At 49.2% G+C, this 24,358-nt stretch carries 22 protein-coding genes and 1 tRNA gene; 19 read left to right on the forward strand and 4 right to left on the reverse strand.

What is annotated here, in order from left to right; all coding sequences use genetic code 11:
* The first annotated feature begins 1 nt into the window (after window position 1).
* Entirely contained in the window at window positions 2-1,189 is a 1,188-nt protein-coding gene (locus tag BS639_RS02350; protein ID WP_084982162.1) for a M24 family metallopeptidase, read from the forward strand.
* 46 nt (window positions 1,190-1,235) lie between these two features.
* A complete protein-coding gene (locus tag BS639_RS02355; RefSeq protein ID WP_084982163.1) occupies window positions 1,236-2,156 on the forward strand; it encodes a dihydrodipicolinate synthase family protein in 921 nt (306 codons plus the stop codon).
* A 57-nt stretch (window positions 2,157-2,213) separates the two neighbouring features.
* Here BS639_RS02355 and BS639_RS02360 read toward each other — a convergent pair whose 3' ends face one another.
* Window positions 2,214-3,416: a glutamine amidotransferase-related protein gene (locus tag BS639_RS02360; RefSeq protein WP_173882060.1), complete on the reverse strand. Its 1,203-nt coding sequence runs from the start codon at window positions 3,414-3,416 to the stop codon at window positions 2,214-2,216.
* A gap of 192 nt (window positions 3,417-3,608) precedes the next feature.
* Here BS639_RS02360 and BS639_RS02365 point away from each other — a divergent pair, with 192 nt between their 5' ends.
* The 6 genes from BS639_RS02365 to shiA all read left to right on the forward strand — a co-directional run bounded on the left by BS639_RS02365 (window position 3,609) and on the right by shiA (window position 10,161).
* Window positions 3,609-4,817, forward strand: coding sequence for an aminotransferase class I/II-fold pyridoxal phosphate-dependent enzyme (locus BS639_RS02365; protein WP_084982164.1), 1,209 nt, complete (start codon window positions 3,609-3,611; stop codon window positions 4,815-4,817).
* A gap of 196 nt (window positions 4,818-5,013) precedes the next feature.
* Window positions 5,014-5,089: transfer RNA gene (locus BS639_RS02370), tRNA-Asn, on the forward strand.
* 874 nt (window positions 5,090-5,963) lie between these two features.
* A complete protein-coding gene (locus BS639_RS02380) occupies window positions 5,964-6,947 on the forward strand; it encodes a DUF1852 domain-containing protein (protein ID WP_084982165.1) in 984 nt (327 codons plus the stop codon).
* Between the two features lie 27 nt (window positions 6,948-6,974).
* Entirely contained in the window at window positions 6,975-8,006 is a 1,032-nt protein-coding gene (locus tag BS639_RS02385) for a methionine synthase (protein WP_055783613.1), read from the forward strand.
* A 244-nt stretch (window positions 8,007-8,250) separates the two neighbouring features.
* A complete protein-coding gene (gene yajD, locus BS639_RS02390; RefSeq protein WP_055783611.1) occupies window positions 8,251-8,598 on the forward strand; it encodes an HNH nuclease YajD in 348 nt (115 codons plus the stop codon).
* Between the two features lie 246 nt (window positions 8,599-8,844).
* A complete protein-coding gene (shiA, locus tag BS639_RS02395) occupies window positions 8,845-10,161 on the forward strand; it encodes a shikimate transporter (protein ID WP_084982166.1) in 1,317 nt (438 codons plus the stop codon).
* A 318-nt stretch (window positions 10,162-10,479) separates the two neighbouring features.
* Here the strand turns inward: shiA and BS639_RS02400 are convergent, their stop codons facing one another.
* Window positions 10,480-11,373, reverse strand: a complete 894-nt coding sequence (locus BS639_RS02400; protein ID WP_084982167.1) for a LysR family transcriptional regulator — start codon at window positions 11,371-11,373, stop codon at window positions 10,480-10,482.
* A gap of 86 nt (window positions 11,374-11,459) precedes the next feature.
* Between BS639_RS02400 and BS639_RS02405 the strand changes: the two genes are divergently transcribed.
* The 5 genes from BS639_RS02405 to BS639_RS02420 all read left to right on the forward strand — a co-directional run bounded on the left by BS639_RS02405 (window position 11,460) and on the right by BS639_RS02420 (window position 14,996).
* Complete coding sequence (locus BS639_RS02405; RefSeq protein ID WP_084982168.1) at window positions 11,460-12,131, forward strand: RraA family protein; 672 nt, start codon at window positions 11,460-11,462, stop codon at window positions 12,129-12,131.
* Window positions 12,132-12,184: 53 nt separating this feature from the next.
* Window positions 12,185-12,838, forward strand: coding sequence for a 4-carboxy-4-hydroxy-2-oxoadipate aldolase/oxaloacetate decarboxylase (locus BS639_RS02410; RefSeq protein WP_084982169.1), 654 nt, complete (start codon window positions 12,185-12,187; stop codon window positions 12,836-12,838).
* A 10-nt stretch (window positions 12,839-12,848) separates the two neighbouring features.
* A complete protein-coding gene (locus BS639_RS25050) occupies window positions 12,849-13,028 on the forward strand; it encodes a hypothetical protein (protein ID WP_206601145.1) in 180 nt (59 codons plus the stop codon).
* Between the two features lie 53 nt (window positions 13,029-13,081).
* Window positions 13,082-14,185, forward strand: a complete 1,104-nt coding sequence (locus tag BS639_RS02415) for an MFS transporter (RefSeq protein ID WP_233427615.1) — start codon at window positions 13,082-13,084, stop codon at window positions 14,183-14,185.
* A 112-nt stretch (window positions 14,186-14,297) separates the two neighbouring features.
* A complete protein-coding gene (locus BS639_RS02420; RefSeq protein ID WP_084982170.1) occupies window positions 14,298-14,996 on the forward strand; it encodes an RluA family pseudouridine synthase in 699 nt (232 codons plus the stop codon).
* A gap of 16 nt (window positions 14,997-15,012) precedes the next feature.
* On the opposite strand, the gene BS639_RS02425 is transcribed toward BS639_RS02420, so the two are convergent.
* Window positions 15,013-15,552 (reverse strand): DUF2058 domain-containing protein, encoded by a 540-nt coding sequence (locus BS639_RS02425; RefSeq protein WP_055783779.1) that lies wholly within the window; start codon window positions 15,550-15,552, stop codon window positions 15,013-15,015.
* A gap of 217 nt (window positions 15,553-15,769) precedes the next feature.
* Between BS639_RS02425 and BS639_RS02430 the strand changes: the two genes are divergently transcribed.
* From BS639_RS02430 to BS639_RS02455, 6 genes are all read left to right on the forward strand, one after another.
* On the forward strand, window positions 15,770-16,306 hold the full coding sequence (locus BS639_RS02430) for an RNA polymerase sigma factor (RefSeq protein WP_084982171.1): 537 nt from the start codon (window positions 15,770-15,772) through the stop codon (window positions 16,304-16,306).
* A complete protein-coding gene (locus BS639_RS02435) occupies window positions 16,296-17,333 on the forward strand; it encodes a FecR family protein (RefSeq protein WP_233427613.1) in 1,038 nt (345 codons plus the stop codon). The genes BS639_RS02430 and BS639_RS02435 overlap by 11 nt, the downstream gene beginning before the upstream one ends.
* Window positions 17,334-17,483: 150 nt before the next feature.
* Entirely contained in the window at window positions 17,484-19,838 is a 2,355-nt protein-coding gene (locus BS639_RS02440; protein WP_055783588.1) for a TonB-dependent siderophore receptor, read from the forward strand.
* Window positions 19,838-20,737, forward strand: a complete 900-nt coding sequence (locus tag BS639_RS02445; protein ID WP_084982173.1) for an ABC transporter substrate-binding protein — start codon at window positions 19,838-19,840, stop codon at window positions 20,735-20,737. Before BS639_RS02440 ends, BS639_RS02445 begins: the two co-directional genes overlap by 1 nt.
* Complete coding sequence (gene fhuB, locus BS639_RS02450) at window positions 20,730-22,655, forward strand: Fe(3+)-hydroxamate ABC transporter permease FhuB (protein WP_084982174.1); 1,926 nt, start codon at window positions 20,730-20,732, stop codon at window positions 22,653-22,655. The genes BS639_RS02445 and fhuB overlap by 8 nt, the downstream gene beginning before the upstream one ends.
* A gap of 230 nt (window positions 22,656-22,885) precedes the next feature.
* Complete coding sequence (locus BS639_RS02455; protein WP_084982175.1) at window positions 22,886-23,230, forward strand: response regulator transcription factor; 345 nt, start codon at window positions 22,886-22,888, stop codon at window positions 23,228-23,230.
* 88 nt (window positions 23,231-23,318) lie between these two features.
* Here BS639_RS02455 and BS639_RS02460 read toward each other — a convergent pair whose 3' ends face one another.
* Window positions 23,319-24,020, reverse strand: a complete 702-nt coding sequence (locus tag BS639_RS02460) for a PAS domain-containing protein (protein ID WP_152199357.1) — start codon at window positions 24,018-24,020, stop codon at window positions 23,319-23,321.
* Window positions 24,021-24,358: the final 338 nt, after the last annotated feature.

The following is a 24,358-nucleotide window of genomic DNA, read 5'->3' on the forward strand; positions in this document are numbered from 1 at the left end:
CATGCATAAAACAGAATTACCTGACCTTGGACGAGTGGTCCCAGGTGCAGAGTCCGCATTTGCAGAGGCCGAATATTCGCTGCGTATTGCGCGGGCTCGCCAATTGCTGACCGAGGCGGGTCTGGACCTGATGGTTATCACCGGCCCCGAAAACATCTTTTACCTGACCGGACAACAAACGCCAGGTTATTACACCTTTCAAACGCTGGTGCTGCCGGTTGAAGGTGAACCGGTGTTTGTTATTCGCCAGCTCGAATACTTCAACTTTATTTCCAACACTTTTATACGCAATGCGGCTATCTATACCGATGGTGATAATCCGGTCAACTTCCTGCTCGATGTATTAAAAACCCGTGGCTGGACCCAGAAGCGTATCGGCATCGACAAGCGCGGCTGGTTCTTGCCGATTGCAGTATACGAGGCGCTGCAGACCGAGCTGGGCACCCTTCACGACGCTGCCGGCGTCATTGAACGACTGCGCGCCGTGAAGTCAACCGCCGAGTTGGAGAAAATGGCCTTCGCTGCTCGCTACGTTGATGCAGGCATGCTCGCCGGTCGCAATGCCATCGCCGCGGGTGTCAGCGAGAATGATCTGGTTTCCGCCATGATGGGCGCGGCGATCGCCGCGGGCTCAGAATATATGGGTATGGAACCGCTGGTCTCGAGTGGTCCGCGAACCGGTGTACCGCACGGTACTTGGCGCCGCCGCCGCATTCTTGACGGTGACCCCATTTTCCTTGAAATGGCCGCGACCCATGACCGCTATCACGCCGCACTCATGCGCTCAGCCTGGCTGGGTAAACCACCCGCCGTGGCGCTAGAAATGGAAAAAACCTGTCAGGAGGCATTGCAGGCGGCTCTCGATGCGATTCGCCCCGGCGCTACTTGTGAAGCCCCGCATCTCGCCTGCCAGAAAGTGATCGACAAAGCGGGTTTTACCGATAACTTTAAAAAACGCACCGGCTACTCGATTGGTATCTCTTTCGCTCCCGACTGGGGCGAAGGCGCGATCCTCAGCCTCTACAGCGGCATTACCACCGAGCTACAGCCGGGTATGACCTTTCACATTCCTCCGGCGCTGCGCATTTATGGCGAGTTCACCGTGGGCGTGAGTGAAACCATCGTGGTGACCGAAACTGGCTATCGAATTTTAGGCTCTGTCGAACGCCCGCTCTCTTTACTCGAGTAAAGAATACGTTAGGTAAAAACAGACTTCGTTTAGAAAGGAAATATTTATGAAAGATATCAGTGAAAGTCAGGCGCGATTGCACGGGATTTTTAATATAACCGTGACCCCTTTTACCGCCAACGGCGAGTTCGACTTTGCCGGTTTGGCCCGCAACGTTGAACGGGTAATTGAGTTAGGCTACGACGGCATTCTGATTGGCGGTACCTACGGCGAGTTTCCCACTATGACCACCGAAGAGCGCGCCGTGCTGTTTCGCAAAGTGATGGCCGTCGTTGGCAACCGCGTTCCCGTCATGCTGTGCAGCGCAGGCTCCGACACCCGCGTAGTCAGCGAGTTAACCTCGCTGGCGGGCGAACTCGGTGGCCTGCCTATGGTCACGCCGCCGTTCGTTTCGGAAGTCACTAACGCGCAAATTGTCAGCTTCTTCAAGAAGATGGCACCGCTTTCTCGCACCGGCATTCTGGTTTATAACGCGCCCGGCATTGGCATTACATTGCCGCCGGCAGTGCTTGAGGAGCTGGCCGACATTGAAGGCGTAGTCGGTATTAAACAAGGCGACCTGAATCCTACGGCTATCGATCAGATTGCCAATCGCCTTGGCGGTCGTCTGCGTCTGTTTTGCGCCTCGGACCTTGCCTTCCTTGGCCCCATGATGTGCGGTTTTGACGGCATTAGCACCACCAACAGCGGCGCCCTGCCCGAGCTGATCCTTGCCACATATCGGGCATTGGAAAACGGCGATGCCAATACCGCACGCGAACTGCACCAGCTGTGGTATCCATATCGCGCACTGGCACGCCGCCACGGCCAGCCACAGGTGGTGAAAGCCGCCATGAACCTGCGCGGTTTCGACGGCCATCACGTGCGTTCGCCGTTGACTGATCTTCAAGGCGACGTTGTCGAAGAAATAAAAACCGAGCTACTGAGGTTGGCGGCCGATAGCCGTTCCGGCGTTACGCTGAAATAACGGGCACGCTGTAGAGTCGTCTGAAAGGCCCTCCTTTAATAAAGAGGGCTTTTTTATTTACTTTTTTACGGCGGCTTTCAGAAACGCACTGATCAGAGGATGTGGCCGCTCAGGAGCCGAGGTCAGCTCAGGATGCCCCTGCACGCCGACATAAAAAGGATGTGCAGCATACTCTATTGCGTCGGCAATTGTGCCACTGCGGTCAGTGCCAGACACCGTTAATCCGTAGCTTTGCAAATTATTTTTAAACTGAGGATTTAGCTGAAAGCGGTGGTTATAGCGGACCGTTGTCTCGCCGCCCAGCAGGGAAGCAAGCTGAGAATCATCGCGCATTTTCATTACATCGTCGCCAAGGCGATGCTGTGGATGTCCTGACGTTTGTTCAAGCGGCACAAACGTCTTAAGCGGGGCCAAGGGATCTGCCTCTGCCAGATTAGCCTGCGTATTGCCCAACATCTTCTGGATAACCGCCGTCGCCATAGTTTGCATCCCCAAACACAGCCCAAGCACTGGAAGGTCGTGCTGCAAGCAGTAGTGCGCAGCGCGAATTTGTCCAGCGACGTTAAGCATGTCAGACCCCCCTGGCATCAGCACGCCGTCGACGTCCCGCAGCGTGCTAATTAACACATTTTCAGGTGCGCGCGGCGGAATAAACACCGTTTCTACTGCCGTGCCCAGTGCTTCGGCTGCGTCACCCAACGCTGCCAACGTGGCGGGATAACTTCCCAGCTGGTCAGAATACGTGCCAATCAGCGCAATACGCAATCGGCGAGAACCCAATGCGGGTGGCGTGCGATGGCCTGTAGTGAAACGCCCGAAGCTGTCCCGCCACCAAACCCCTTGACCGCCCTGAACGCTGCCGCCGCGTCTCAACTGATAGCCCTGCACTCCCCGCTCAACCTCGACTAACTGATAATCAACCGAATAGTCTCTGACAGCGCGCGCCAGTTTAGTAAAAGACTCAAGTTGGGAGGGTCCAAGAGGGATAACCCAATCCTTGCTACCGTGCAGGCTGAGGAGATCGTCAAGCAGCCACACCTTCCCCGCTGATTTTCCACTAAAGCGTTCATACCACAGCAGTCCACTGGTGACTAATTCACCCTCAGCAGTCACATGCTGGCAGGCATCGGCATAGCGCTGTTTGTTCCAGTTAACCGATAGATGAGCGAGACCCACGCCTCGCTGACAGGCGAGTATCGACGCCATTGCGCCGTATAGCGCGGGCTCTGGGGTGTTGTGTGCAACGAACGTTAATGTCATTTTGTTATTTAACCTGATGTAAAATAAAAGTATTAACAGTGATTTTCTGCGAAACCTCTGCCATGACGCCGAGAATATTCTCAGCGAAAGCTAAAGAAAGCATGAGCTATCTTCTACAAGCCATGATAATTTAAATTGGTTTATTTGATACACATAATACAATTTTGCTTCAATCTTATAAAAGGGTGAAAGATGTCAGCTGAATTTACTGCGCCAAGAATGCGACGTGTGCGTCCATCACCGACGGCGGTTATTTCTGATCGGGTGCGCGCTCTGTCTGACGCCGGCGTGGATGTCATCAATCTTGGCGAAGGAGAACTCGATTTCGACACGCCGGAACACATTAAGCAGGCAGGCATCGCAGCCATTGTACAAGGTGACACAAAATACACCGCAGTCGCCGGTACAGCAGCCCTGAAGCAGGCCATTATCAATAAATTTTCCCGTGAAAACCAACTGGGCTTCCAGCCTAATGAAGTCATCGCTGGGAGTGGTGCAAAGCAGCTAATTTTTAACGCACTTCTGGCAACCGTTTCAACAGGAAAAGAAGTTATTATTCCGGCCCCCTATTGGGTGTCTTATCCTGACATGGTGTCACTGGCCGACGGCGAACCGCGTATCGTGCCATGTACCGAAGAAAACGGCTGGAAACTCCAGGCTGCTGACCTTGCTGCCGCGATTACCCCCGCGACCCGCTGGCTGATTCTGAATTCACCAAATAACCCGACCGGTGCCGTTTACCGCGCCGAAGAGCTGCGTGCGCTGGCCGACGTACTGCTTGAAGCGCCGCATGTGTTAATCATGGCTGACGATATTTATGAACACATCTGCCACCCACCGGCCCAGTTTGTGACTCTGGCGCAGGTTGAACCGCGTCTGAAGGACCGCATTCTGACGGTTAACGGCGTGTCTAAAGGCTATTCAATGACCGGCTGGCGGATTGGCTATGCTGGAGGCCCAGCCTGGCTGATTTCATCCATGCAAATCTTGCAGTCACAGAGCACCTCCAATCCGAGCTCGATCTCTCAGGCCGCGACGGTGGTTGCACTTGAGCAAGACAACGGTTTTCTGGCCGAATGGCGCGCAATTCTGGATACTCGACGTCAGAAGATGATGGCCTGTATCGCACAGATAGACGGCCTGAGCGCCGACCAGCCGCCCGGTGCGTTCTACGTCTTCGCCAACTGTTCGGGGATGCTAGGTAAAACCACGCCGAAAGGCTTGACTATCGGCAGTGACACAGATTTTGTTGAATATCTTTTGGACGCGGCCCACGTTGCCACGCTACAGGGTTCAGCATTTGGGGCATCGCCCTATCTGCGCATTGCTTATGCAATTGACGACGAGCGTCTCGATGAGGCCTGCACGCGCATTATTCTCGCCTGCGCGGCACTTTCGTAAAGTTTTCAGTAAGTTACCGCACACCGAGGCCGTGGATGACGCATTCTGTGATGACAGGTATTATTAAGAGTAATTAAACGTATTTTTGGCTCAAATCTCAACAACTTGAACAAAGTTTTCGCAGTTGAACACAAATTTGCAGATGCCCTTTGACATGCACCACGGCAGTCGTTATTATTCGCCCCGTTCAAACGATTCCTCTGTAGTTCAGTCGGTAGAACGGCGGACTGTTAATCCGTATGTCACTGGTTCGAGTCCAGTCAGAGGAGCCAAATTTAGAGAAGCCCGCACAAGGAAACTTGCGCGGGCTTTTTGCTTTTTCAGTTTTACTCTCGCATCTGGACGCATTAATGACCTGAATTGGGAGCGTTTCATTTCGATCAAAGACTCGCCGCAGTGAGTTGTAATGACTTTTTATCCGATGAACGTTCGACACATGTTAAAAATGTATTTATGTTGTTTCTTTTATAATCATCATTGTTGCCAAGCCCATTTTTTCTTTCGCAGAATTAATTTTCATTGTAGTGACCCCCACAAAGAGGCTAATGATGCTGAAGCTGCCGGATTTGAAGTCGTGAATTTGCGCTCCGCTCATTGTCGAATAGAGTTTTTCGAGATCGGCGCAATTATCAGGCCATTGAGGAAATGTATAGGGTGGGTTCCTGATTTTTCAGTAGAAAAATACCGTCAAAAATTATTGAAAATGGTCCAGCAGATGCGTGACGGTATTCCTTTTATCGCAAATTCCACACGGCAACTAATCGAAGCACGTCGATGATGCACAAACCAAACCCTTCAAAGGACGGTCGCCATTTCTAGGCGATGTTCCACATTTTTTAGCCTTAACCTGAGTCTCTTCGGTTAGCCACCCTTAACTCCGGATTTCAGCGATGAGTCCTGTGGGACAGTCACTTGTGCAACAGCGCCGATTCTGCCCCCTACGGTTGATCATGAAGATGACTCATGTTTAATGAAATTAAATCACTTTTACTCAACCAATGACTCTGGCATAAAATACCCATTATCATAACTATAGACAAAATGAAGAGTGCTGGGTTACAAAACCAGAAAAAATAAAATTGAAAAACCCTGAAAAAGCAACAAGTAAATCAGGTTTTATGTAAAAAATTAGGATACCAGATTGCGATGAATACAGAATTGACATTTTCTATTAAAAGTCTTCGTTTCGACGAAAATTATAATCCCTCGGAAAGTACGCGCATCACGACCAACTTTGCGAATTTGGCTAGAGGTGAGAAACGCCAAGATAACTTGCGCAACGCTTTGGTGATGATTGACAACCGTTTCAATTCCTTGGCGCATTGGGATAACCCCAACAGCGATCGTTATTCTGTCGAACTTGAAATCATTTCTGTTGAGTTGAATATTGATATTCAAGGTAAAGGCAATGCCTTCCCTGTGATTGAAATTTTGAAAACTAATATTGTTGATAAAAAAACCAATGAACGCATTGAAGGCATTTTAGGGAATAATTTTTCCTCTTACGTGCGAGATTATGACTTTAGTATTTTACTCTCAGAGCATAATAAGAACCAATCCAAGTTTAGCCTTCCCGATAATTTTGGCAGTTTACATGGTAATATTTTTAAACGTTTCCTCGACTCAGACACTTACAAAAATAACTTCAATAAAACACCTGTTATATGTCTAAGTGTTTCCAGTAAAAATACCTATTATCGGACCGGTAACGAGCATCCTGTACTGGGCGTCGAGTATCAGCAAGATGAATTCTCTTTGACTGATGAATATTTCGCCAAAATGGGCTTGCGCGCTCGTTACTTCATGCCCGCAAACAGCGTTGCGCCTTTGGCCTTTTATTTCATGGGCGATTTACTCAGCGATTACACTAATCTGGAACTTATTAGTACCATCAGTACGATGGAAACTTTCCAGAGGATTTATCGTCCTGAGATTTACAATGCTAACTCCGCAGCAGGTAAATGCTATCAACCAAGCTTGAATCACCAGGATTATTCTTTAACTCTAATTGTTTATGATCGAGAAGAACGTAGCCAATTGGCCGTTGAGCAAGGGAAGTTTACTGAGGAATACTTCATTAAACCCTACCAAACTATTCTTGAGCAATGGTCTGCGAATTCCGTTCTTTGATTAACCAAAAATACAAGGTCATCTATTATGAAAATTTTGTTACCTACTTCGACTGCTGGCAGTTTGCCTAAACCCTCTTGGCTTGCACAACCTGAGACACTTTGGTCACCGTGGAAATTGGAAGATCAGGAATTAGTTGACGGCAAACAAGATGCGCTACGTTTGTGCCTGCAAGATCAACTTCAGGCAGGTATTGATATTGTCAGTGACGGCGAGCAAACGCGCCAACATTTTGTCACCACCTTTATTGAGCACCTGAGCGGCGTTGATTTTGAGAAACGCGAAACCGTTAGAATTCGTAATCGCTATGATGCGAGTGTACCGACAGTTGTGGGTGCGGTAAGTCGCCAAAAACCCGTTTTTGTTGAAGATGCCAAGTTTTTACGCCAGCAAACCAAGCAACCGATTAAATGGGCCCTGCCTGGCCCCATGACTATGATCGATACCCTTTATGATAACCACTATAAAAGTCGCGAAAAACTGGCCTGGGAATTCGCTAAAATTCTTAATGAAGAAGCCAAAGAATTAGAAGCGGCGGGTGTCGATATTATCCAATTTGATGAGCCGGCTTTTAACGTGTTTTTTGATGAAGTGAATGATTGGGGTATTGCTGCGTTAGAAAGGGCCGTTGAAGGCCTTAAATGCGAAACGGCTGTACATATTTGCTATGGCTACGGCATCAAAGCTAACACAGATTGGAAAAAGACGCTGGGGACTGAATGGCGACAATATGAAGAAATTTTCCCCAAGTTGCAAAAATCTTCTATTGATATCATCTCACTGGAATGCCAGAACTCGCATGTTCCAATGGACCTGATTGAACTCATTCGTGGCAAAAAAGTGATGGTTGGGGCTATTGACGTGGCAACCAATACCATTGAAACACCTGAAGAAGTGGCCGCTACTCTGCGCAAAGCGCTTCAGTTCGTAGATGCCGACAAGCTCTACCCTAGCACCAACTGTGGCATGATCCCATTACCGCGTCGAGTTGCAAGAGGCAAGTTGAATGCGTTAAGTTTAGGCGCACATATCGTCCGAAAAGAGCTCTCGGCTAAATAGTTTCGCCAAGCAGTCGGTCAGTAATACGCAACTCAGTCCGGGTAGAGCGAACTTAACCCTCGCCAAATATCCACATCACCAACCGGACTGAGTGACGCAGGTCAACGTAACAGGATTTATTCTTAAAGACTTCTCCGTAAACAATCCCTCACCCCTCCTTCTTTCGTTTCTCCTTCTGTTCCATTGTGGGATATATTAGGGGGACTCTCGTAAAATTATCGCTCTGTAACAGGTAACATCGGCTATGGCTCTGATCCCAAAAAACTACACTCGGCTGGAAAGCGGCTACCGTGAGAAAGCACTCAAAATTTACCCGTGGGTATGTGGGCGCTGCACGCGTGAGTTTGTATATTCAAACCTACGCGAATTAACGGTTCACCATATCGATCACGACCATACCAATAACCCGCCAGATGGCAGTAATTGGGAGTTATTGTGCCTGTATTGCCATGACAATGAACACTCGAAGTACACTGAAGCTGACCTGTACGGCACAAACGTTGTTGCGGGTGAAGACGCGCAAAACGATGTTGCTGCGGCAACCTATAATCCGTTTGCCGATTTACAGTCGATGCTTAATAAGAAGAAATAATTGGCGTAAGTTTGCATAGATTAGCGACAGCGTAATCGACACATCAAGTGGGTGCCTGCGTGACACGGTGAAGTTGGCACTTGCTCTCCATGCGCCAATTCGTGCCCTCGGCATTATTTTATTAAATTTATGTTTCCTCCCCTCTTTTGTCAGGGTAGTCTCATGTGCCGTCACAAAATGTCGGCCGTAATGTGAGTCACCCTCGCCCCCTCTTAGTCATAAAAAATCAGTGTAAACAGGACAAGTATGGACTCCACCCTCATTTCGACTCCCCCCGTCAAGCAGATGCCTGCAATTAATCGTGCCCGTCGTGCCGCCTGGGGTAGTTTCGCTGGCGCCGTAGTAGACTGGTATGATTTTCTGCTCTATGGCATTACAGCTGCCCTCGTGTTTAATCGCGAATTCTTCCCGCAGATAAGTCCGGCTATGGGGACAATTGCCGCCTTGGCGACCTTTGGCGTCGGCTTTCTTTTTCGACCGCTCGGCGGGATAATCTTCGGCCATTTTGGCGATCGCCTTGGCCGTAAACGCATGCTGATGATGACCGTCTGGATAATGGGTTTGGCTACCGCGCTGATAGGCCTGGTGCCCACCTTTAGCATGATTGGCTGGTGGGCTCCGGTGCTGCTGGTAACACTGCGTGCCATTCAGGGCTTTGCCGTTGGCGGCGAATGGGGTGGCGCAGCCGTGCTTTCAGTCGAAAGTGCACCTGAGAAGAAAAAGGCTTTCTACAGTAGTGGGGTGCAAATTGGCTATGGCGTCGGATTGCTACTCTCTACCGGCCTGGTCTCGCTTATCAGTAATTTAACCACCGATGCACAGTTTCTGAGCTGGGGCTGGCGTATTCCTTTCCTGTTCAGCACCTTATTGGTACTGGCGGCGCTGTGGGTACGGAAGGGGATTGTCGAGTCCGCAGAATTTGAACAACAGAGTCAGCAAAAACCTGTGGCAGAAAATAAACGTCGCCTGCCGGTTATGGAGGCTTTGGTACGCCACCCCAGCGCATTTTTAAAAATCATCGCCCTGCGATTGTGTGAACTGCTGACCATGTATATTGTCACCACTTTCGCGCTCAGCTATTCCACTCAAAATCTTGGCTTACCGCGCGAGCTTTTCCTTAATATCGGGTTATTAGTAGGCGGCCTGAGTTGCTTAACCATCCCCTGCTTCGCCTGGTTGGCTGACCGCTTTGGGCGGCGGCGAATTTACATCACAGGTGCCCTGGTCGGTACATTCAGTGCGTTCCCGTTCTTTATGGCGCTGGATGCTCACTCAATGTTCTGGATAGTATTCTTCGCGATTATGCTGGCGAATGTTGCACACGACATGGTGGTCTGCGTGCAGCAGCCGATGTTTACAGAGATGTTTGGCGCGAGTTACCGCTACAGTGGTGCAGGTGTCGGTTATCAAGTCGCCAGTGTGGTTGGTGGCGGATTTACGCCGCTGATTGCGGCCACGCTGGTCAGTTTTTCCGGCGGCGACTGGCACAGCGTGGCCGTCTATCTGCTGGCGGGTTGCCTGCTTTCTGCCGCCACCGCCCTGCTGATGAAAGGGACACGTTGAGTCAAAACCGCAATATGACTTGATGGCTTCCCGGTTAAAAGCCATCAAGTTTTTCCTTTCTTTAAAGGTAAAACCTCACGCTCAAAGCTGAAGAATTTGCCGTTGTGATGGGAAGAATAGCCCGCTCCTGTCTTATCGCTCAGGGCGCTTCCCCCTTGCATCGACGCTCGTATTTTAGCGCTTTGGCGCCGAGGCATTGATGCTGACGCTGGTTGTCATTGCGGCACTCAGCGTTGTTATCTCGTTATTACTGCTCCAAAAACTTGCGACTGAACCCACTCTGTCACCGTCAAAGCCCTAAGAAATTATTAATAATAATTAAAGGGCTATCTCCCGCAGCAGGTCAAGAAAAAGGGGGATGTTCGGATTTGCATCCTGCATGCGGCTGACGCAATAGATATAACTCAATGCATTAATATCCTGGATAGGCAGGAATAAAATATCTTGGCGGTTATTCGGTATAGTGGACTTACCCACCAATGTGACTCCGAGACCGGCGCTGACAAGCGCTAATGCGGTATGGATCTCGATGGCACGATAAGCAATAACCGGTTGACACTGATTAGCGGCAAACATTTCCATTAACTTTTTGGAAAAACCGCTATTTTCATTATCTGGATAGGAGATAAAAGGTAAGCTGGTAAATTCTTTTAATGTTAAGTAACTTTGTGTTGCTAAATAATGGTCGCGAGGGATCGCGGCCATGAAGGGATCAACCATCAAAAGTTCATGATTAAGGTCTTTAGCAATAAACTCGTCTCCGGATAATTCTCTTGTGACGCCTATATCAATTTTCTCATCTAAAATAAAATCCGACTGATACTCTGACAGCATTTCTTTCAAGTTAATTTGCACATTACTGTTAACCTCTTTAAAACGCTTAATGGCCGCAGGCAGCAAATTAAACATGACGGAACGCGTAAACCCTATATTTAAGGTTGAAGATTTATCTTTGACAAACTCTTGCGTATCTTTCTCAAGCTTATTGAAATAATAGAGAATTTCTTGCGCGCGCGGGTAAAAATAACGACCTAACTTTGTCAACTCCATCGGTCGAGTGCCCCTGTCAAATAGTTCACCTCCCAATTCCTTTTCGAGAGCGGTTATTTGCATGCTTATTGCCGTTGAGGCAACAAACAATAATTTCGCCGCCTGACTGGCATTGCCTGTTTCAACGACCTTACAAAAATAAACAATTTTCTTTAAGTTCATTTTTTCTTACCCTAAGTTCATTTTTAACTGCTTGTCATTACTTTCATTATACCTAATATTTTATATAAAACCTAAGGAGAGTAATAATGAAAGACGGTGAAATTGAACAATATATTGAAAAAGCAAAAGGTTTGAGCACGCCGGAAATATCCGATGCGCTGGACTACTTCTCTTTACCTGGTTCTTTACTCGGCATTAAACATATCGCCGGAAAACAGACGATCGTGGGTACTGCGTGGACAGTGAGGTATGTCACTGTGGATAAAGATAACATGGGTACTGTTGGCGATTTTATTGATGACGTTAAACCCACCGAGGTCGTTGTTATCGATAATTCAGCACGCAAAGACTGCACCGTATGGGGCGGCATACTGAGCCAACTCGCTAATCAGAAAGGAATTGCTGGGACGGTAATTAATGGCGCATGCCGTGATACCGCAGAAGCTAACGGTGTGGGATATCCCCTTTATGCGCTTGGGAATTATATGCGTACGGGTAAAGACCGCGTTCAGGTTGCAGCCGTGTGCGAACCCGTGGCAATAAGCGGTGTACTGATCAAACAGGGCGATTTGATTATTGCAGATATAGATGGAGTGGTAGTAGTCAGCAAATCACATATTAAAGAAGTTATTGACCGTGCACACACTATGCAAGAAATAGAAAATACTATTTTGCAAGATGCGCTCGCCGGCATGACAATTTCTGAAGCTAGAAAAAAACACAATTATCATTCATTACAGCGTAATCCTAATAAATAGCAGTGAACAGCAGCACGAGACATTAGCACCCATATATATTAAGGCACCCTACAATGAGCACATTTAATAATAACATCAGTAAAAGTGATGCAGATAAAATATTGGCCTTAGGCTCGGCAACCCTCTATGAAGCCCAAGGGGCTTATGGTGCGCTTGACGCAGGGATTAAGCCGGTTTCGAATAACATGAAAGTCGTGGGTCCCGCGTTAACTATTGACATGAGACCTGGCGATAACCTAATGATTCATTATGCTTTATTACAAGCCAAAGCCGGGGATGTTCTGGTTATAGACTGTAAAGGTTTTTTAGAAGCCGGTGTCTGGGGAGATGTTCTGACCACGCAAGCATTATCTATTGGCCTCGCGGGTATTATTGTTAACGGTGCAGTACGTGATGCAGCGAACATTATTGAGATGGCGTTTCCAGTATTTACCCGTGGTTTATCCATTAAAGGAACCGGAAAATCTCAACCTGGAAAGGTCAATGTCCCTGTGACGATCGGAGACTGCACCATTTATCCTGGTGATATTATCATTGGGGATATTGATGGCGTTGTGGTGGTCAAGGCGGATAATATTCACAATGCACTCTCTCAGGCTATTGAGCGCGAGAACAAAGAAAGTAATTTCAAAGAAAAGATTGAAAAAGGTGCAACGACAGCGGATCTCATGAAGCTGCATGATACTTTTCGTTTTTTAGGATTATAAGGAAAGTATTATGACCATTAATGTAAAAGAGTCGTTTGCCACGAGGCCAGCGACCCATCACAGATGGTGGGTCGCGGTACTTTTCTTTCTTATTTATACCATCGCCGCATCAGACAGAGCGAATTTAGGCGTCGTTTTGCCCTTTATTCGCAAAGAGTTTGTTATGACCAATGCTGAAGCGGGGGATTAGTCAGCCTATTCCTTCTTGCCTATGCGTTAATTCAGTTACCCTCAGCCTGGCTTATTTCACGTTTTGGTGTGAGAAAGGTATTTACGATTTCCATGCTGCTGACCTCAATTGTCACTGGGTTAACTGGCCTGGCTAATTCTATTTTTCACTTAAAGATATGCCGAGTTATGTTAGGCATTGCTGAAGGGCCGTTACCTATTGGCGTGACCTCCACTATCAATAACTGGTTCCCGTCTAAAGAAAAAGGGATCGCATCGGGAATATTTTTATCCTCAATAAAACTAGGCCCCGTTATCACACCGATATTGGGTGCTTTGATTATTTCGGTATGGGGCTGGAAGGAGGTGTTTTTTTTCTTCGCGCTTCCCGGAATTATTTTACCGCTACTTTGGTACGTTTTTGTTACCGATCGCCCTCCCTCCTCGCGTTTTACCAATCAGCAGGAGGTCGATCTGATCAATGAAAAAGTTAATGATATCCAAGAGGGGAATAACGCCGAGCTGGGTTATAAAAAAATCCCCTACCTCGACACGTTTATCCGTGTAAAACAGATTAAAACGCTGGAAACCACAAAAAGCGTTTACCGCTCGTGGAATGTATGGGGTTGCAGCCTTGGGTACTGTTTTCAATTAGGTATCTCAAGCTTACTGCTTGCCTGGATGCCGACCTACCTTCTAACGGAAAAACATCTCTCAGTAATGGGCATGGGGTTTGTCGCAGCAGCTCCTTGGGTTGGCGCTGTACTTGGCAATATTACGGGGGGGATTATCTCGGACAAGCTGCTCGCCAAACGCAGAAAGCCGGGCATGATGATCTCTGCGCTATCAACATCAGTAATGATGCTTCTGTTAATTTATGCGCCAGCAAACCCTTTTCTCTACGCGGCATTGCTGTTTCTTACCGGATTATTATTAAGCATCGGCTTCTCGGCCTATATGGTTTATCCGATGTCTTTTATCGCCAAGGATAAATTTCCGACGGCGAATGCTCTCGTCAACATGGGCGGACAACTCGGCGCAGCGGCAACGCCTTTTATAGGCGGTATTATTCTTGACCACCTGGGCTGGAATACGGTGTTTGTCTTTATGGCCGGGATTTCTATCTTAACTTTTTTAATGCTTTTATCCATTGATGAGCCTACCAAGATAAATCCTTGAAAGACACAAGGCCCTCCTGCTGAGGCGGGCCTTGTTGTTAGCAAACAGCGCCATTCGCCTAACGGCTAAAAATTCGTTATCATCCGCCCCCACTCTTTATCCGAGTAGTCTGATGTCTACGATTATCGATACCTTTATCGCCCCACCGTGCCATGACGAGGTAGAGATCCTCTATCAGGACGATAGCCTGGTGCTTATCAATAAACCCGCCGGGCTGCTCAGCCTTTCGGGTAAAAATCCGCGAAATATCGATTCGGTGCATCATCGTCTGGTAAAGATATTCCCGAGCTGCACTCTGGTGCATCGGCTTGATTTCGGGACTTCGGGGCTGATGGTGATTGCCCTGAATAAGCCGATAAATGCCGCTCTTTGCCAACAGTTCAGCCAACGTACAGTGAACAAGGTTTACAGCGCACTGCTCTGCGGACATTTGAACGACGACGAAGGGGTAATAGACGCGGCCATTGCCAAAGATCCGGCACTGTTCCCGCTAATGTCGCTTTGCGCCCTCAACGGTAAGCCTGCTCGCTCGCATTATCAGGTCGTTGAACGTTTTTACCATGAGTTGGAAGACGGGGCGTTACTGCCATTGACGCGGGTACAGCTCACTCCGCAAACAGGTCGCACTCATCAGCTCCGCATCCACTGTCAGCTATTGGGCCACCCTATTTTGGGTTGTGATCTCTACGGGGGTCTTCTGCCGCCAGGTACCGAACGGACTCCGCGGCTGATGCTGCACGCCAGTGAACTGCATTTTGTTCATCCTATTGGCGAGGAGTGGATCAAAGCCCGCAGCGCCAGCCCGTTCTGAACGGCAAAAGTCTCGACTACCACATCAAATCATCGGGCACTTTAAAGTCAGCATAAGGATCCTCTTCATCCTGCTCTTCCTGACTAAGCGCGCTGTTTAATACAATACTGTTAGCATCTCGCTGTGCGATTTTGTCGGCTACGATCGCGGGTATAATAGCGTATTGACTCTCGCCGCTGTTATCAACAACCAATCGAGCAATGGCGAGACGACCACTGATCAGCTGAGCTTGGGTTGTCTTATCCACGGCTATTTTTTTAATTAAATTATTGTCTGTGAAGTTAAAATCAATAGTGCCTTTGACGATATTGATTTTATTCATCTCAATGAGCTGTTTCACTTGAGCTTTGTATTCTCTCGTCAACGCCGCCTGTTTCTGCTGCTCGCTTAACTCTTTATCACGCTCAATCTGGGCTTTTTTATTTTCTTCTACAGCTTCTCTTGCCTCACGAGCCTGAGCGCGTGACTTTTTAGCCGTTCGTTGGACTTTGGCCATTTTTGTACTGGTCACTAATCCAGCTTTAAGCATCTGTTCTTGTAAGGTGAGTTTTGTCATCTTCGTTTCTAAACCAATTGAATAATGTGGGGGATTATACCCGTAATTTTTGCCGCTGTTCCAGTTTGCGTCAACACAATGCGGTGGCCGTGCAGCCTCTTCCACTCCTGTTGCACCCATTTCGCGAATGATTATCATTTAATAATGAAATATTAAAAAATTTATGCGTAATATAGGCAACGCAGAAGATCCCTGACTTTCATTATTCGAGAACCAAGTGCCTGCTTTCGAGAAATATTACACTGAATTATATCGGTTTATTAACCGGAAGCTTCGTGACCGCGAGCATGCTGAAGACATGGCGCAGGAAACGTTTATCCGTGCGCTGACCGTTACCCAGCCTGTGCGGTCACATCGGAGTCTGCTGTATCGCATCGCGCGTAATTTACTGATCGACCATTATCGACGCCCCGAACTTCTTATGGATGATGTGGCCGAAGACAGTGAAGGCGCGCACTTCGCGGCACCTTCACATCTTCAACCATATGAATACCTTGAAAAGAATCAGTATGATGATTTAATGACTCGCACAATCGAAGCCCTGCCGCCGCGCTGCCGTGAAGCCTTTATCCTGCACCGTTTTGACGGCCTGTCGCAAAAGGAGGTCGCGTGCCAGATGGGAATATCCATCAACATGGTTGAGAAACACATTATTCGCGCCATGACCGCCCTACGCAACAGTCACGAACTCTGGCAGCAGGAACACCAGGACGCGAGTGCCAGCAACAGAAATAAGGATGGCCATGATGAATAGCGCCATTAATAAACATTTGTCCGCCGATGAACAGGCGGCGCGCTGGCTGAGCAAACAGCACTCCGCTATGTCTGGTGAAGAACAACGCCAGTTTACCGACTGGAAATCGCAGGGTGACAATGCCGCGCGCTATCATGCCATGCAATCTTTGTGGCAGCGCATTGGTGATTTGCCTCAGGAAAACGTGGCACGCCTGCGTGATTCACTTCCGATGAAAACCCATCAGACTGCCCGCCACCTTTTCTGGCGTCCTGCGCTGGTCGCCGCGGTGCTTTGTATGGTGCTGGTATGGCCGCTGTGGCAGTCGCTGGCCCCCCCAGTCATGACCATGGCGTTCCACACCGGTCGCGGTGAAACGCAACAGCTCACCCTGCCTGATGGCACAGTCCTCAGTCTGGACGCCGAGACGCAGGGGCACGTTGCCTATTACCCGCAGCGCCGCGAAGTCACGCTCGTCAAAGGCCAGGTCTTTTTTCAGGTCAACCATCAGAACGATAATCCGTTTGTGGTGCTAAGCGGCCCGTCGCGCGTCACGGTGCTGGGCACAAGTTTCGGCGTCCGCTATATCCCTCAGTCGATGAGCGGGGATGGCGTGGACGTTGCCGTTAGCAGCGGCGTAGTGCGCATCGGTCCACGTGCATGGCTTGCAGATATACGCTGGCGAGCCATGGCAACTCTGCATCTGGGCGCAGATGAGCCACATCTGATGGTGCTGCGCGCCACGCAACGGGCAATCAGCGATGCCAACGGGAACCTGACGCGTCAGTTGTCGTTAGCCCCAGACGCCATCGCCGACTGGCGACAGTCACGAATTAATTTTAACAACACTCCGCTAAACCTGGCACTGGCCGAGTTCTCGCGCTACGGCGATGTGCCCTATAAACTGGCCTCTGCCGACGTCGCGGCCCTGCGTATCAGCGGCAGTTTTAACGCCCATCGCCCGGACAGTTTTGCCCATGCGCTGCCGAAGGTATTACCGGTAAAAATCAATATTCTGGCGGGGGAAACGCAGATCCTTAAACGCTAACCCTCCTTTGCGGAAAGGACAACGTGTGCCAAAACTGTTGCCCCGAAAAAAGATTAAAAATATTTTGGAAATGACGTCAGGGTTTTGGCGTCAGTCTCGTCTTCAGAAAGGATAATGATTCTTATTTAATTTATTTCTGGGGAAAATTGCATGTCTATTTTTACTGTTTATCGGGGTAGCCGCGTTAAATCCAGCCTCACCGCCATCGCGCTGGCCGTCTGCTCGCCGATAGCTGTATCTCACGCCGCCGCCGCGATGGCCGTTTCACTTCCGGCTCAGCCGCTGATCAACTCACTGAATGCGCTGGCACAGCAGGCCGGAGTTCAACTGATTGCCGCACCGGACTCTGTTGCACGTAAAAATGCCCCCGCAGTGCAGGGGAATATGACGCTGGAAACCGCCCTCGGGCGACTGTTAAGCGGCAGCGGTCTGGGTTATAGCATCGATAACGGCACCGTGGTGGTAGCCCCACAAACATCCGCTGGAGATACCCTGACAGTGACCAGCCAATACGGCGCTGGCGTCACTGTACCGCAGCAAAGCAGCTCTGCCACCAAAACCGACACGCCGCTGCTGGAAGTGCCTCAGTCAGTCTCGGTGGTGACCCGCGAGCGAATGGATAGGCAAAATGTGCAGAGTGTCACCGAAGCGCTGCGCTATGTTCCGGGTGTAAAAACGGAAACCTACGGTGTCGATCCCAAAGGGTACGACTGGATTTATATTCGTGGATTTAATGCCCTGACGACCAACGATTACCGTGACGGTCTCCGTCAGCTCAACAACAGTTACAGCTATTTTCGCACTGAGCCTTACGCGCTGGAACGTATTGATATTGTGCGCGGACCGTCGTCAACGTTGTTTGGCCTCGGCGATGCGGGCGGGATTGTGAACCGCATCAGCAAGCTGCCTTCCGCGCAGGGCGTGCACGATGTGCAAATTGAGCTGGGTAACTTCAACCGCCGTCAGGCGCAGTTTGATATGAGCGATAAAATTGACGATGACAGTCACTATCTTTATCGCGTGATTGGCCTCGTTCGCGACAGCGATACTCAGTTCCAGTATCGTGATGGCCCGGATGTTGAAGATAACCGCGTCTACCTCGCGCCCTCTTTCACCTGGTTACCCAACAGCGATACCAGCCTGACCGTGCGCGCCGACTACCTGCGTGATACTTCCGGCGGCACCGTTGCCGTGCTTACCGAGCCAGGCCACAATGTTACCGATACGCTGCTGGGGGACTACAACTATAACCGTTTTCGTCAGGAGCAGTTCACCGTCGGGTATGAGCTGAGTCATCAGTTCAACGACGTTTTCCAGGTGCGCCAAAATGTGCGCTACGGGCAAACCGACACTATTTTAAACAACTTGCTGCCAGGATCGGTGAATTTCAACACCGGAACCGTGTCGCGCAATGCCATTCGCTTTGATGAACACATGAACGCGTTCAACATCGATAACCAGCTGCAGGCCGACTTCTCAACCCTGTCAGTTACGCACCGCCTGTTGAGCGGTCTTGATTACAGCCGCCTTGACGGGAATGCTAAACGCTTCGGCGCCGTTGGGCCGACGCTAAATATCTATAATCCAGTATACGGCTTGAACATTGCCGACCCTACCTATGCGCTTAATAACAACGACCAGACGACCTCACAGCTGGGCCTTTACATGCAGGACCAGATTTCGCTGACGCCAAAATGGCTGCTGACGTTGGGCGGTCGCCACGACGACATCAGTTTGCGTACCCAAAATAATCTGACCGATAGCACCAGCTGGGTGGATAAAGGTGCGTGGACCGGACGCGCTGGCCTGACCTATCTTGCAGAAAACGGGCTCGCGCCTTATATCAGCTACGCCGAGTCCTTCGTCCCCAACAGTGGCACCGACAGCAAGAACCGAACGTTTGACCCGAGCAAAGCACATCAGTATGAAATCGGCGTTAAATACCAGCCTGATGCCAATATGTTGATGACACTCGCCGCCTTCGACATCACCAAAACTAACGTACTCACCAATGAAATTGTGAACAACCTGATCACCGGTTATCAAGTCGCGTCCGGCGAAGTACGTTCGCGCGGTGTTGAGGCAGAAACCACAGTCAAACTGACCGAGAGTCTGGATTTACTGGCGTCATACACTTATACCGCGACGGAAATCACCGCCAGTAACAACGGTGACCGCGGTAATCAGCAGGCAAATGTACCAAAGCATATGGCATCAACCTGGCTGAACTATGGGTTCCACCAGGGCACGCTGGACGGATTGTTGCTAAGTGCCGGTGTGCGTTACGTCGGCAGCATGTACGGCGATAATGCGAATACAATACCGGTAAAAAACTTTGCGCTGGTCGACGCAGGAGCAAAATATCAGGTCAATCGTCATGTTTCTGTCGGTTTCAATATACAGAATCTGTTGAATCATCATTATGTTGGCACTTGTGACGACGACACCAGCTGCTATCCGGGACAGGATCGTACGTTCATCGGCTCGCTGAAGTACAGCTTCTGATGCCACGTTTATTACTGAGTCGTCGTGACTGCCTGAGGGCGTTGCTGGTGTTGCCCTGGCTCAATGCCTCGGCGATATCAGCAACGCCCGCGCAGCGCATTATTGCCATTAACTGGCTAGCAGCGGAAACGCTGCTGTCGTTGGGCATCACGCCGCTTGCCGTTTCCGACGTGGGGTATTTTCGACGTAGAATTGCCGAGCCGGTTTTACCGGCCAACGTTCAGGATATCGGTCCATTCTGGGAGCCGAATATTGAACGGATCGATGCCTTGAAACCTACGCTGATCCTCAGCGATATGCTCGCTCCCGCCCTTCTTGACAGCCTGCTGCGCATCGCGCCGGTACAGGTCGTTTCGGTTTATCCCTCAACAAACGATGTGTGGCAGGCATTGCTGACATTTACTGGCGACTTGGGCACAAAGTTATCCGTTTGCGCGCAGGCAGCACGGCTTATTGACCACGCAACCACTGTACTAAGCCACTGCCAACAAAGGCTCGGACACGCCGCAGGCCAGCGTATTCTGGTAGTCGTTCGCAGCCAGGACGGGAAATACGCCACGGTGTATGGCAAAAACAGTCTGCCGGACGCGATGCTAACCCGACTTGGGCTGCAAAATGCCTGGAACAAACCGGTGGGTGCGATGGGAACGGCCAATGTGAGTATCGAAAAGCTGGCGTCGTTACCCGCCGATTGGTTGTTTTACACTGAATTACCGACGACGCTAACACAGTTCACCCGCCTGCGTCAGCCCGACGGACTGTGGCAACAACTGCCGCTGGTGTCGGGCGGACGTGCACGGGAACTGACGCATTTCTTCCCTTTTGGAGGGATGGCAACAGCTGTCAGTCTGGCGCAACACATCACGCAAGTGCTCTCGGAATCTGAAAAAAATGCGTAAAATACCGGTATTGCCGTGGCTGATTATCGCGTCACTGGCACTTATCTGCGCCCTGCTGCTGACCAGTAACCTAGGTCGGATACATGCCAGTAACCTCCCTTCCACCGCCGGTTTACTGCTGTATTACAGTTTTCTGCCCCGACTGGCGACCGGAATTCTCTGCGGAGTGGCGCTGGCGACGGCTGGGTTACTCTTTCAGCAGGTGCTACGTAATCCGTTGGCAGAACCGGCCACGCTGGGTATTGCGGCCGGTGCCAATTTAGCGATGTCGGCAAGTATTATTGCCTTTCCCGCCTTGCTGGTGTTCGGCCTGACAAATCTGGCTCTGGCGGGGGCGGCCCTAGCGGCACTGGTGCTTTATCTGCTGATTGCCCGTCAGGGACTCGATCCGCTAAAAATTATCCTCACCGGCATGGTGATCAGCCTGTATGGCAACTGTGTCAATACGTTGATGGTGTTGTTCAATCATGATTATCTCAGCGACCTCTTCAGTTGGCAGGCGGGCTCTCTGAACCAGAACGGCTGGTCGGTCACACAATTTTTGCTGTTACCGGTGCTGCTGCTGATGGCGGTGAGTCTTTTACTGGCAAGGCCGCTCATGCTGATTGGGTTATCGGACCAGAGCGCCGGTGCGCTGGGTCTATCAGTGACTAAAATTCGCGTCGCTACTCTTGCCGTGGCCGTGGCGCTCAGCGCACTCATCACCAGTCAAGTCGGGATTATTGGGTTTGTTGGTCTGGCCGCTCCTGCCCTCGTACGACTGTCCGGAGTGCGCCGCTTCACGCAGCAGCTGTTCTGCGTTCCTCTAGCAGGTGCAGGCCTGCTGACACTGGTCGATCAGTTGGCGCAGTTTCTTTCTCCTGCCGGGGGAGACTTACCGGCTGGCGCACTCGCGGGATTGCTCAGTGCACCACTGATGCTCATGTTGCTGTTTCGTCAGCACAATCCGACTATTGCCGCTGCACCATTGAGTACACCGGCAATCCGCACTTTAACGCGCGCTCACTTGACCGGCCTTCTGCTGCTATTACTGAGTAGTCTCGCTGTTTCATTATTCTTAAACCGTCCCCTCGACACCACGGCTGTATGGCAACTGCTCGAATGGCGGTGGCCACGAATGCTCGGTGCACTTAGCGCGGGTGCGATGTTGGCCGTTGCAGGCGTGCTTATCCAGCGCCAAAGCGGCAATCCGCTGGCTAGCCCCGAACTACTCGGCATCAGCAGCGGCGCATCGCTGATGGTGGTGTTACTGGTTATTCTGTTCAATCAGCCACTTGTGCAGCTTTTTCCCGCTGCGCTGGCGGGCAGTCTGCTGGCGATATTCAGTCTATTTATGTTCGGATTTCGTTCGGGCTTTCAGCCGCAGGCAATGGTTATGGTCGGGCTGTGTCTAACCAACCTGAGTATGGCGCTAAGTATACTCTTGCTGATGAGCGGCGACCCTCGGGCGATGATGCTGCTGAACTGGAGTACCGGCTCTACGGCAGGTATCACGGCGGAACGGGCAATGTGGGGGGCAACTCAAGCGCTGCTGCTGATCCCCCTCGCCTTGCTGTTACAACGCTGGGTCACCTTATTGAGCCTCGGACATCAAACCGCGCGGGCACTGGGCGCCGGACTTCGGCGCAGTAATATGCTAATACTGCTGCTCGCGGCCGCGCTAACGGCGGGCGGCACGTTGCTTATTGGTCCACTCAGTTTTGTCGGATTGATTGCCCCACAGCTAGCACGCTACAGCGGAGCATATCGCTTTGTTCAGCAATGTTTGGTAGCAGCCCTGTATGGCGCACTGCTAATGGTGATCGCTGACTGGCTCGGCCGGAACATCGCCTGGCCGTGGCCCGTTTCCGCCGGTTTGCTCTGTGCTCTGATCGGTGCACCGTGGTTTTTATGGCTGCTGATAAAATCAGGGAAATAATCCTATTCATCTGATTAAAAATAGAGATTATTTGGTTTTCAGCGGCCTAAACGTTTGAGTAAAGTGCATCTGAAATTGACTTCAATAAATTAACCTTTCATAGGTAGGTTTTACCTATGATCTTGAGTAGGTTTTAACACCCTAAAGTAATTAAGGCATTCCAATATAGATATTCCATTGATGTGTAAAGATAAATAATAAATTAAATTTAAATTACATATAAGAAAATAATGAAAACAGATAACACAGATACTTCATCATTGAATGATATAAAAAATAGATTGCGAGAGTTATCGATTCAGGTTGATAAACTTTCAAAGTTGTATGAAGCGGTAAATAGTCCAGGCTTAGTGACTGCAACCCCCTTTCCCAAAGCCATGAAAATAACACCTAAAGAGCGGGAGGTTATTTACTTATCAAGTATAGGTAAAACTTATAAAGAAATTGCAGACACTTTGGGCGTTAGAACAACGACGATAAAATTTCACATGCGCAACATTGTGATCAAACTGGGCGTCTGCAATTCCAGGCAGGCAATAAGACACGCCGTTGAAATGAAGCTCGTTGAACATTAATTAATTAATTCAAAAAAATTTAAGGGGTATACTCATTGCATCAATCAGGGATTAACATTTTAAAAGATGTATGTGCTAACTTTAAAAATTACCAACCCTCACGGTCGTTCTTAAATGAAAACTTCTGCGGATCAAGAAACCTTTTGGGAAGATAACGATCTAAACTTCTCTTCTGACAGAATTCAATAAAATCATCAACATGGCTTACCCCTGCTTTCGAATAAATATTCTGCAGGGCATTTTCTATGGTACGCGGTGATCGGCAAAGCATGGCGCCCATAGTTTTACTGGTCATTCCCTGAATTTTCAGGAAAATGATTTCACACTGCTTCTCCGTGAAGAAATCATCAGGCTTTTCCAGCAAAAGTGAACCCGGTAACCTGCCGCGAATAAAATCATTAGAGCTGAATAATTCTAAATCCTTAATTACACCGACCATGCCAACACATTCATTTTTTTCATTATAAAACGGTACCTTTTTTGACATGTAAGGAGAGTCAACGGCGCCGGGATGAACCTCAAGTAACGATATTTTTTTCTGAGTAGAAATGACGTGTTTTACCTGCTCCTGCCACAGTTTTGCAGTCACAACATTATCATAAAGTGCGGCAGGAATTTCATCATCAATCCTCCCAATAATTGAGTCAGGCGATTTCAAACCTACAAGCTTAGCCAAAGCCATATTGGCATAAACAAAACGAGTATCTTTACCGCGGATGAAAAAAGGGGTAGGCAGTTGATCAAACGTACGAGTTAGCATTTTAGGTAGAACCAGCTCACTGTTGCTCACAGTATTTTCTCTCAAAGGGAAAGGGACGTAACTTTATCATGACCCACTTTATAATTATAAGTTTATTTATCAGGAATTAGATCTTTCCCTGTAAATTACAATTCCGTATAGATACATAAAATATAATAATAATTATTGATGGTTTTAAAAAATCGATTATTTTATTGATTACTCCAATAGCATAAATATCTTTTCTTAAAATAATCATTATATAAATAAATCTATATCTTTATCATTTCTTATCCAACTTGCTCTTTTAACCCAAGACATAGAGATATTGGAATTGAAGATACCAGTGACGGCAAATGAAGGCTGTGCAGAGAGAAGACGTTCCCTAT

Origin of the sequence: Rouxiella silvae (assembly GCF_002093625.1) — a bacterium.
GTDB classification, from domain to species: Bacteria; Pseudomonadota; Gammaproteobacteria; order Enterobacterales; family Enterobacteriaceae; genus Rouxiella; species Rouxiella silvae.

Bases quoted from the DNA above. Each gene is read 5' to 3' on its own strand.
- BS639_RS02350 (WP_084982162.1), top strand. From the start codon at position 2: ATGCATAAAACAGAATTACCTGACCTTGGACGAGTGGTCCCAGGTGCA.
- BS639_RS02355 (WP_084982163.1), top strand. From the start codon at position 1,236: ATGAAAGATATCAGTGAAAGTCAGGCGCGATTGCACGGGATTTTTAAT.
- BS639_RS02360 (WP_173882060.1), bottom strand. From the start codon at position 3,416: ATGACATTAACGTTCGTTGCACACAACACCCCAGAGCCCGCGCTATAC.
- BS639_RS02365 (WP_084982164.1), top strand. From the start codon at position 3,609: ATGTCAGCTGAATTTACTGCGCCAAGAATGCGACGTGTGCGTCCATCA.
- BS639_RS02380 (WP_084982165.1), top strand. From the start codon at position 5,964: ATGAATACAGAATTGACATTTTCTATTAAAAGTCTTCGTTTCGACGAA.
- BS639_RS02385 (WP_055783613.1), top strand. From the start codon at position 6,975: ATGAAAATTTTGTTACCTACTTCGACTGCTGGCAGTTTGCCTAAACCC.
- yajD (WP_055783611.1), top strand. From the start codon at position 8,251: ATGGCTCTGATCCCAAAAAACTACACTCGGCTGGAAAGCGGCTACCGT.
- shiA (WP_084982166.1), top strand. From the start codon at position 8,845: ATGGACTCCACCCTCATTTCGACTCCCCCCGTCAAGCAGATGCCTGCA.
- BS639_RS02400 (WP_084982167.1), bottom strand. From the start codon at position 11,373: ATGAACTTAAAGAAAATTGTTTATTTTTGTAAGGTCGTTGAAACAGGC.
- BS639_RS02405 (WP_084982168.1), top strand. From the start codon at position 11,460: ATGAAAGACGGTGAAATTGAACAATATATTGAAAAAGCAAAAGGTTTG.
- BS639_RS02410 (WP_084982169.1), top strand. From the start codon at position 12,185: ATGAGCACATTTAATAATAACATCAGTAAAAGTGATGCAGATAAAATA.
- BS639_RS25050 (WP_206601145.1), top strand. From the start codon at position 12,849: ATGACCATTAATGTAAAAGAGTCGTTTGCCACGAGGCCAGCGACCCAT.
- BS639_RS02420 (WP_084982170.1), top strand. From the start codon at position 14,298: ATGTCTACGATTATCGATACCTTTATCGCCCCACCGTGCCATGACGAG.
- BS639_RS02425 (WP_055783779.1), bottom strand. From the start codon at position 15,552: ATGACAAAACTCACCTTACAAGAACAGATGCTTAAAGCTGGATTAGTG.
- BS639_RS02435 (WP_233427613.1), top strand. From the start codon at position 16,296: ATGATGAATAGCGCCATTAATAAACATTTGTCCGCCGATGAACAGGCG.
- BS639_RS02440 (WP_055783588.1), top strand. From the start codon at position 17,484: ATGTCTATTTTTACTGTTTATCGGGGTAGCCGCGTTAAATCCAGCCTC.
- BS639_RS02445 (WP_084982173.1), top strand. From the start codon at position 19,838: ATGCCACGTTTATTACTGAGTCGTCGTGACTGCCTGAGGGCGTTGCTG.
- fhuB (WP_084982174.1), top strand. From the start codon at position 20,730: ATGCGTAAAATACCGGTATTGCCGTGGCTGATTATCGCGTCACTGGCA.
- BS639_RS02455 (WP_084982175.1), top strand. From the start codon at position 22,886: ATGAAAACAGATAACACAGATACTTCATCATTGAATGATATAAAAAAT.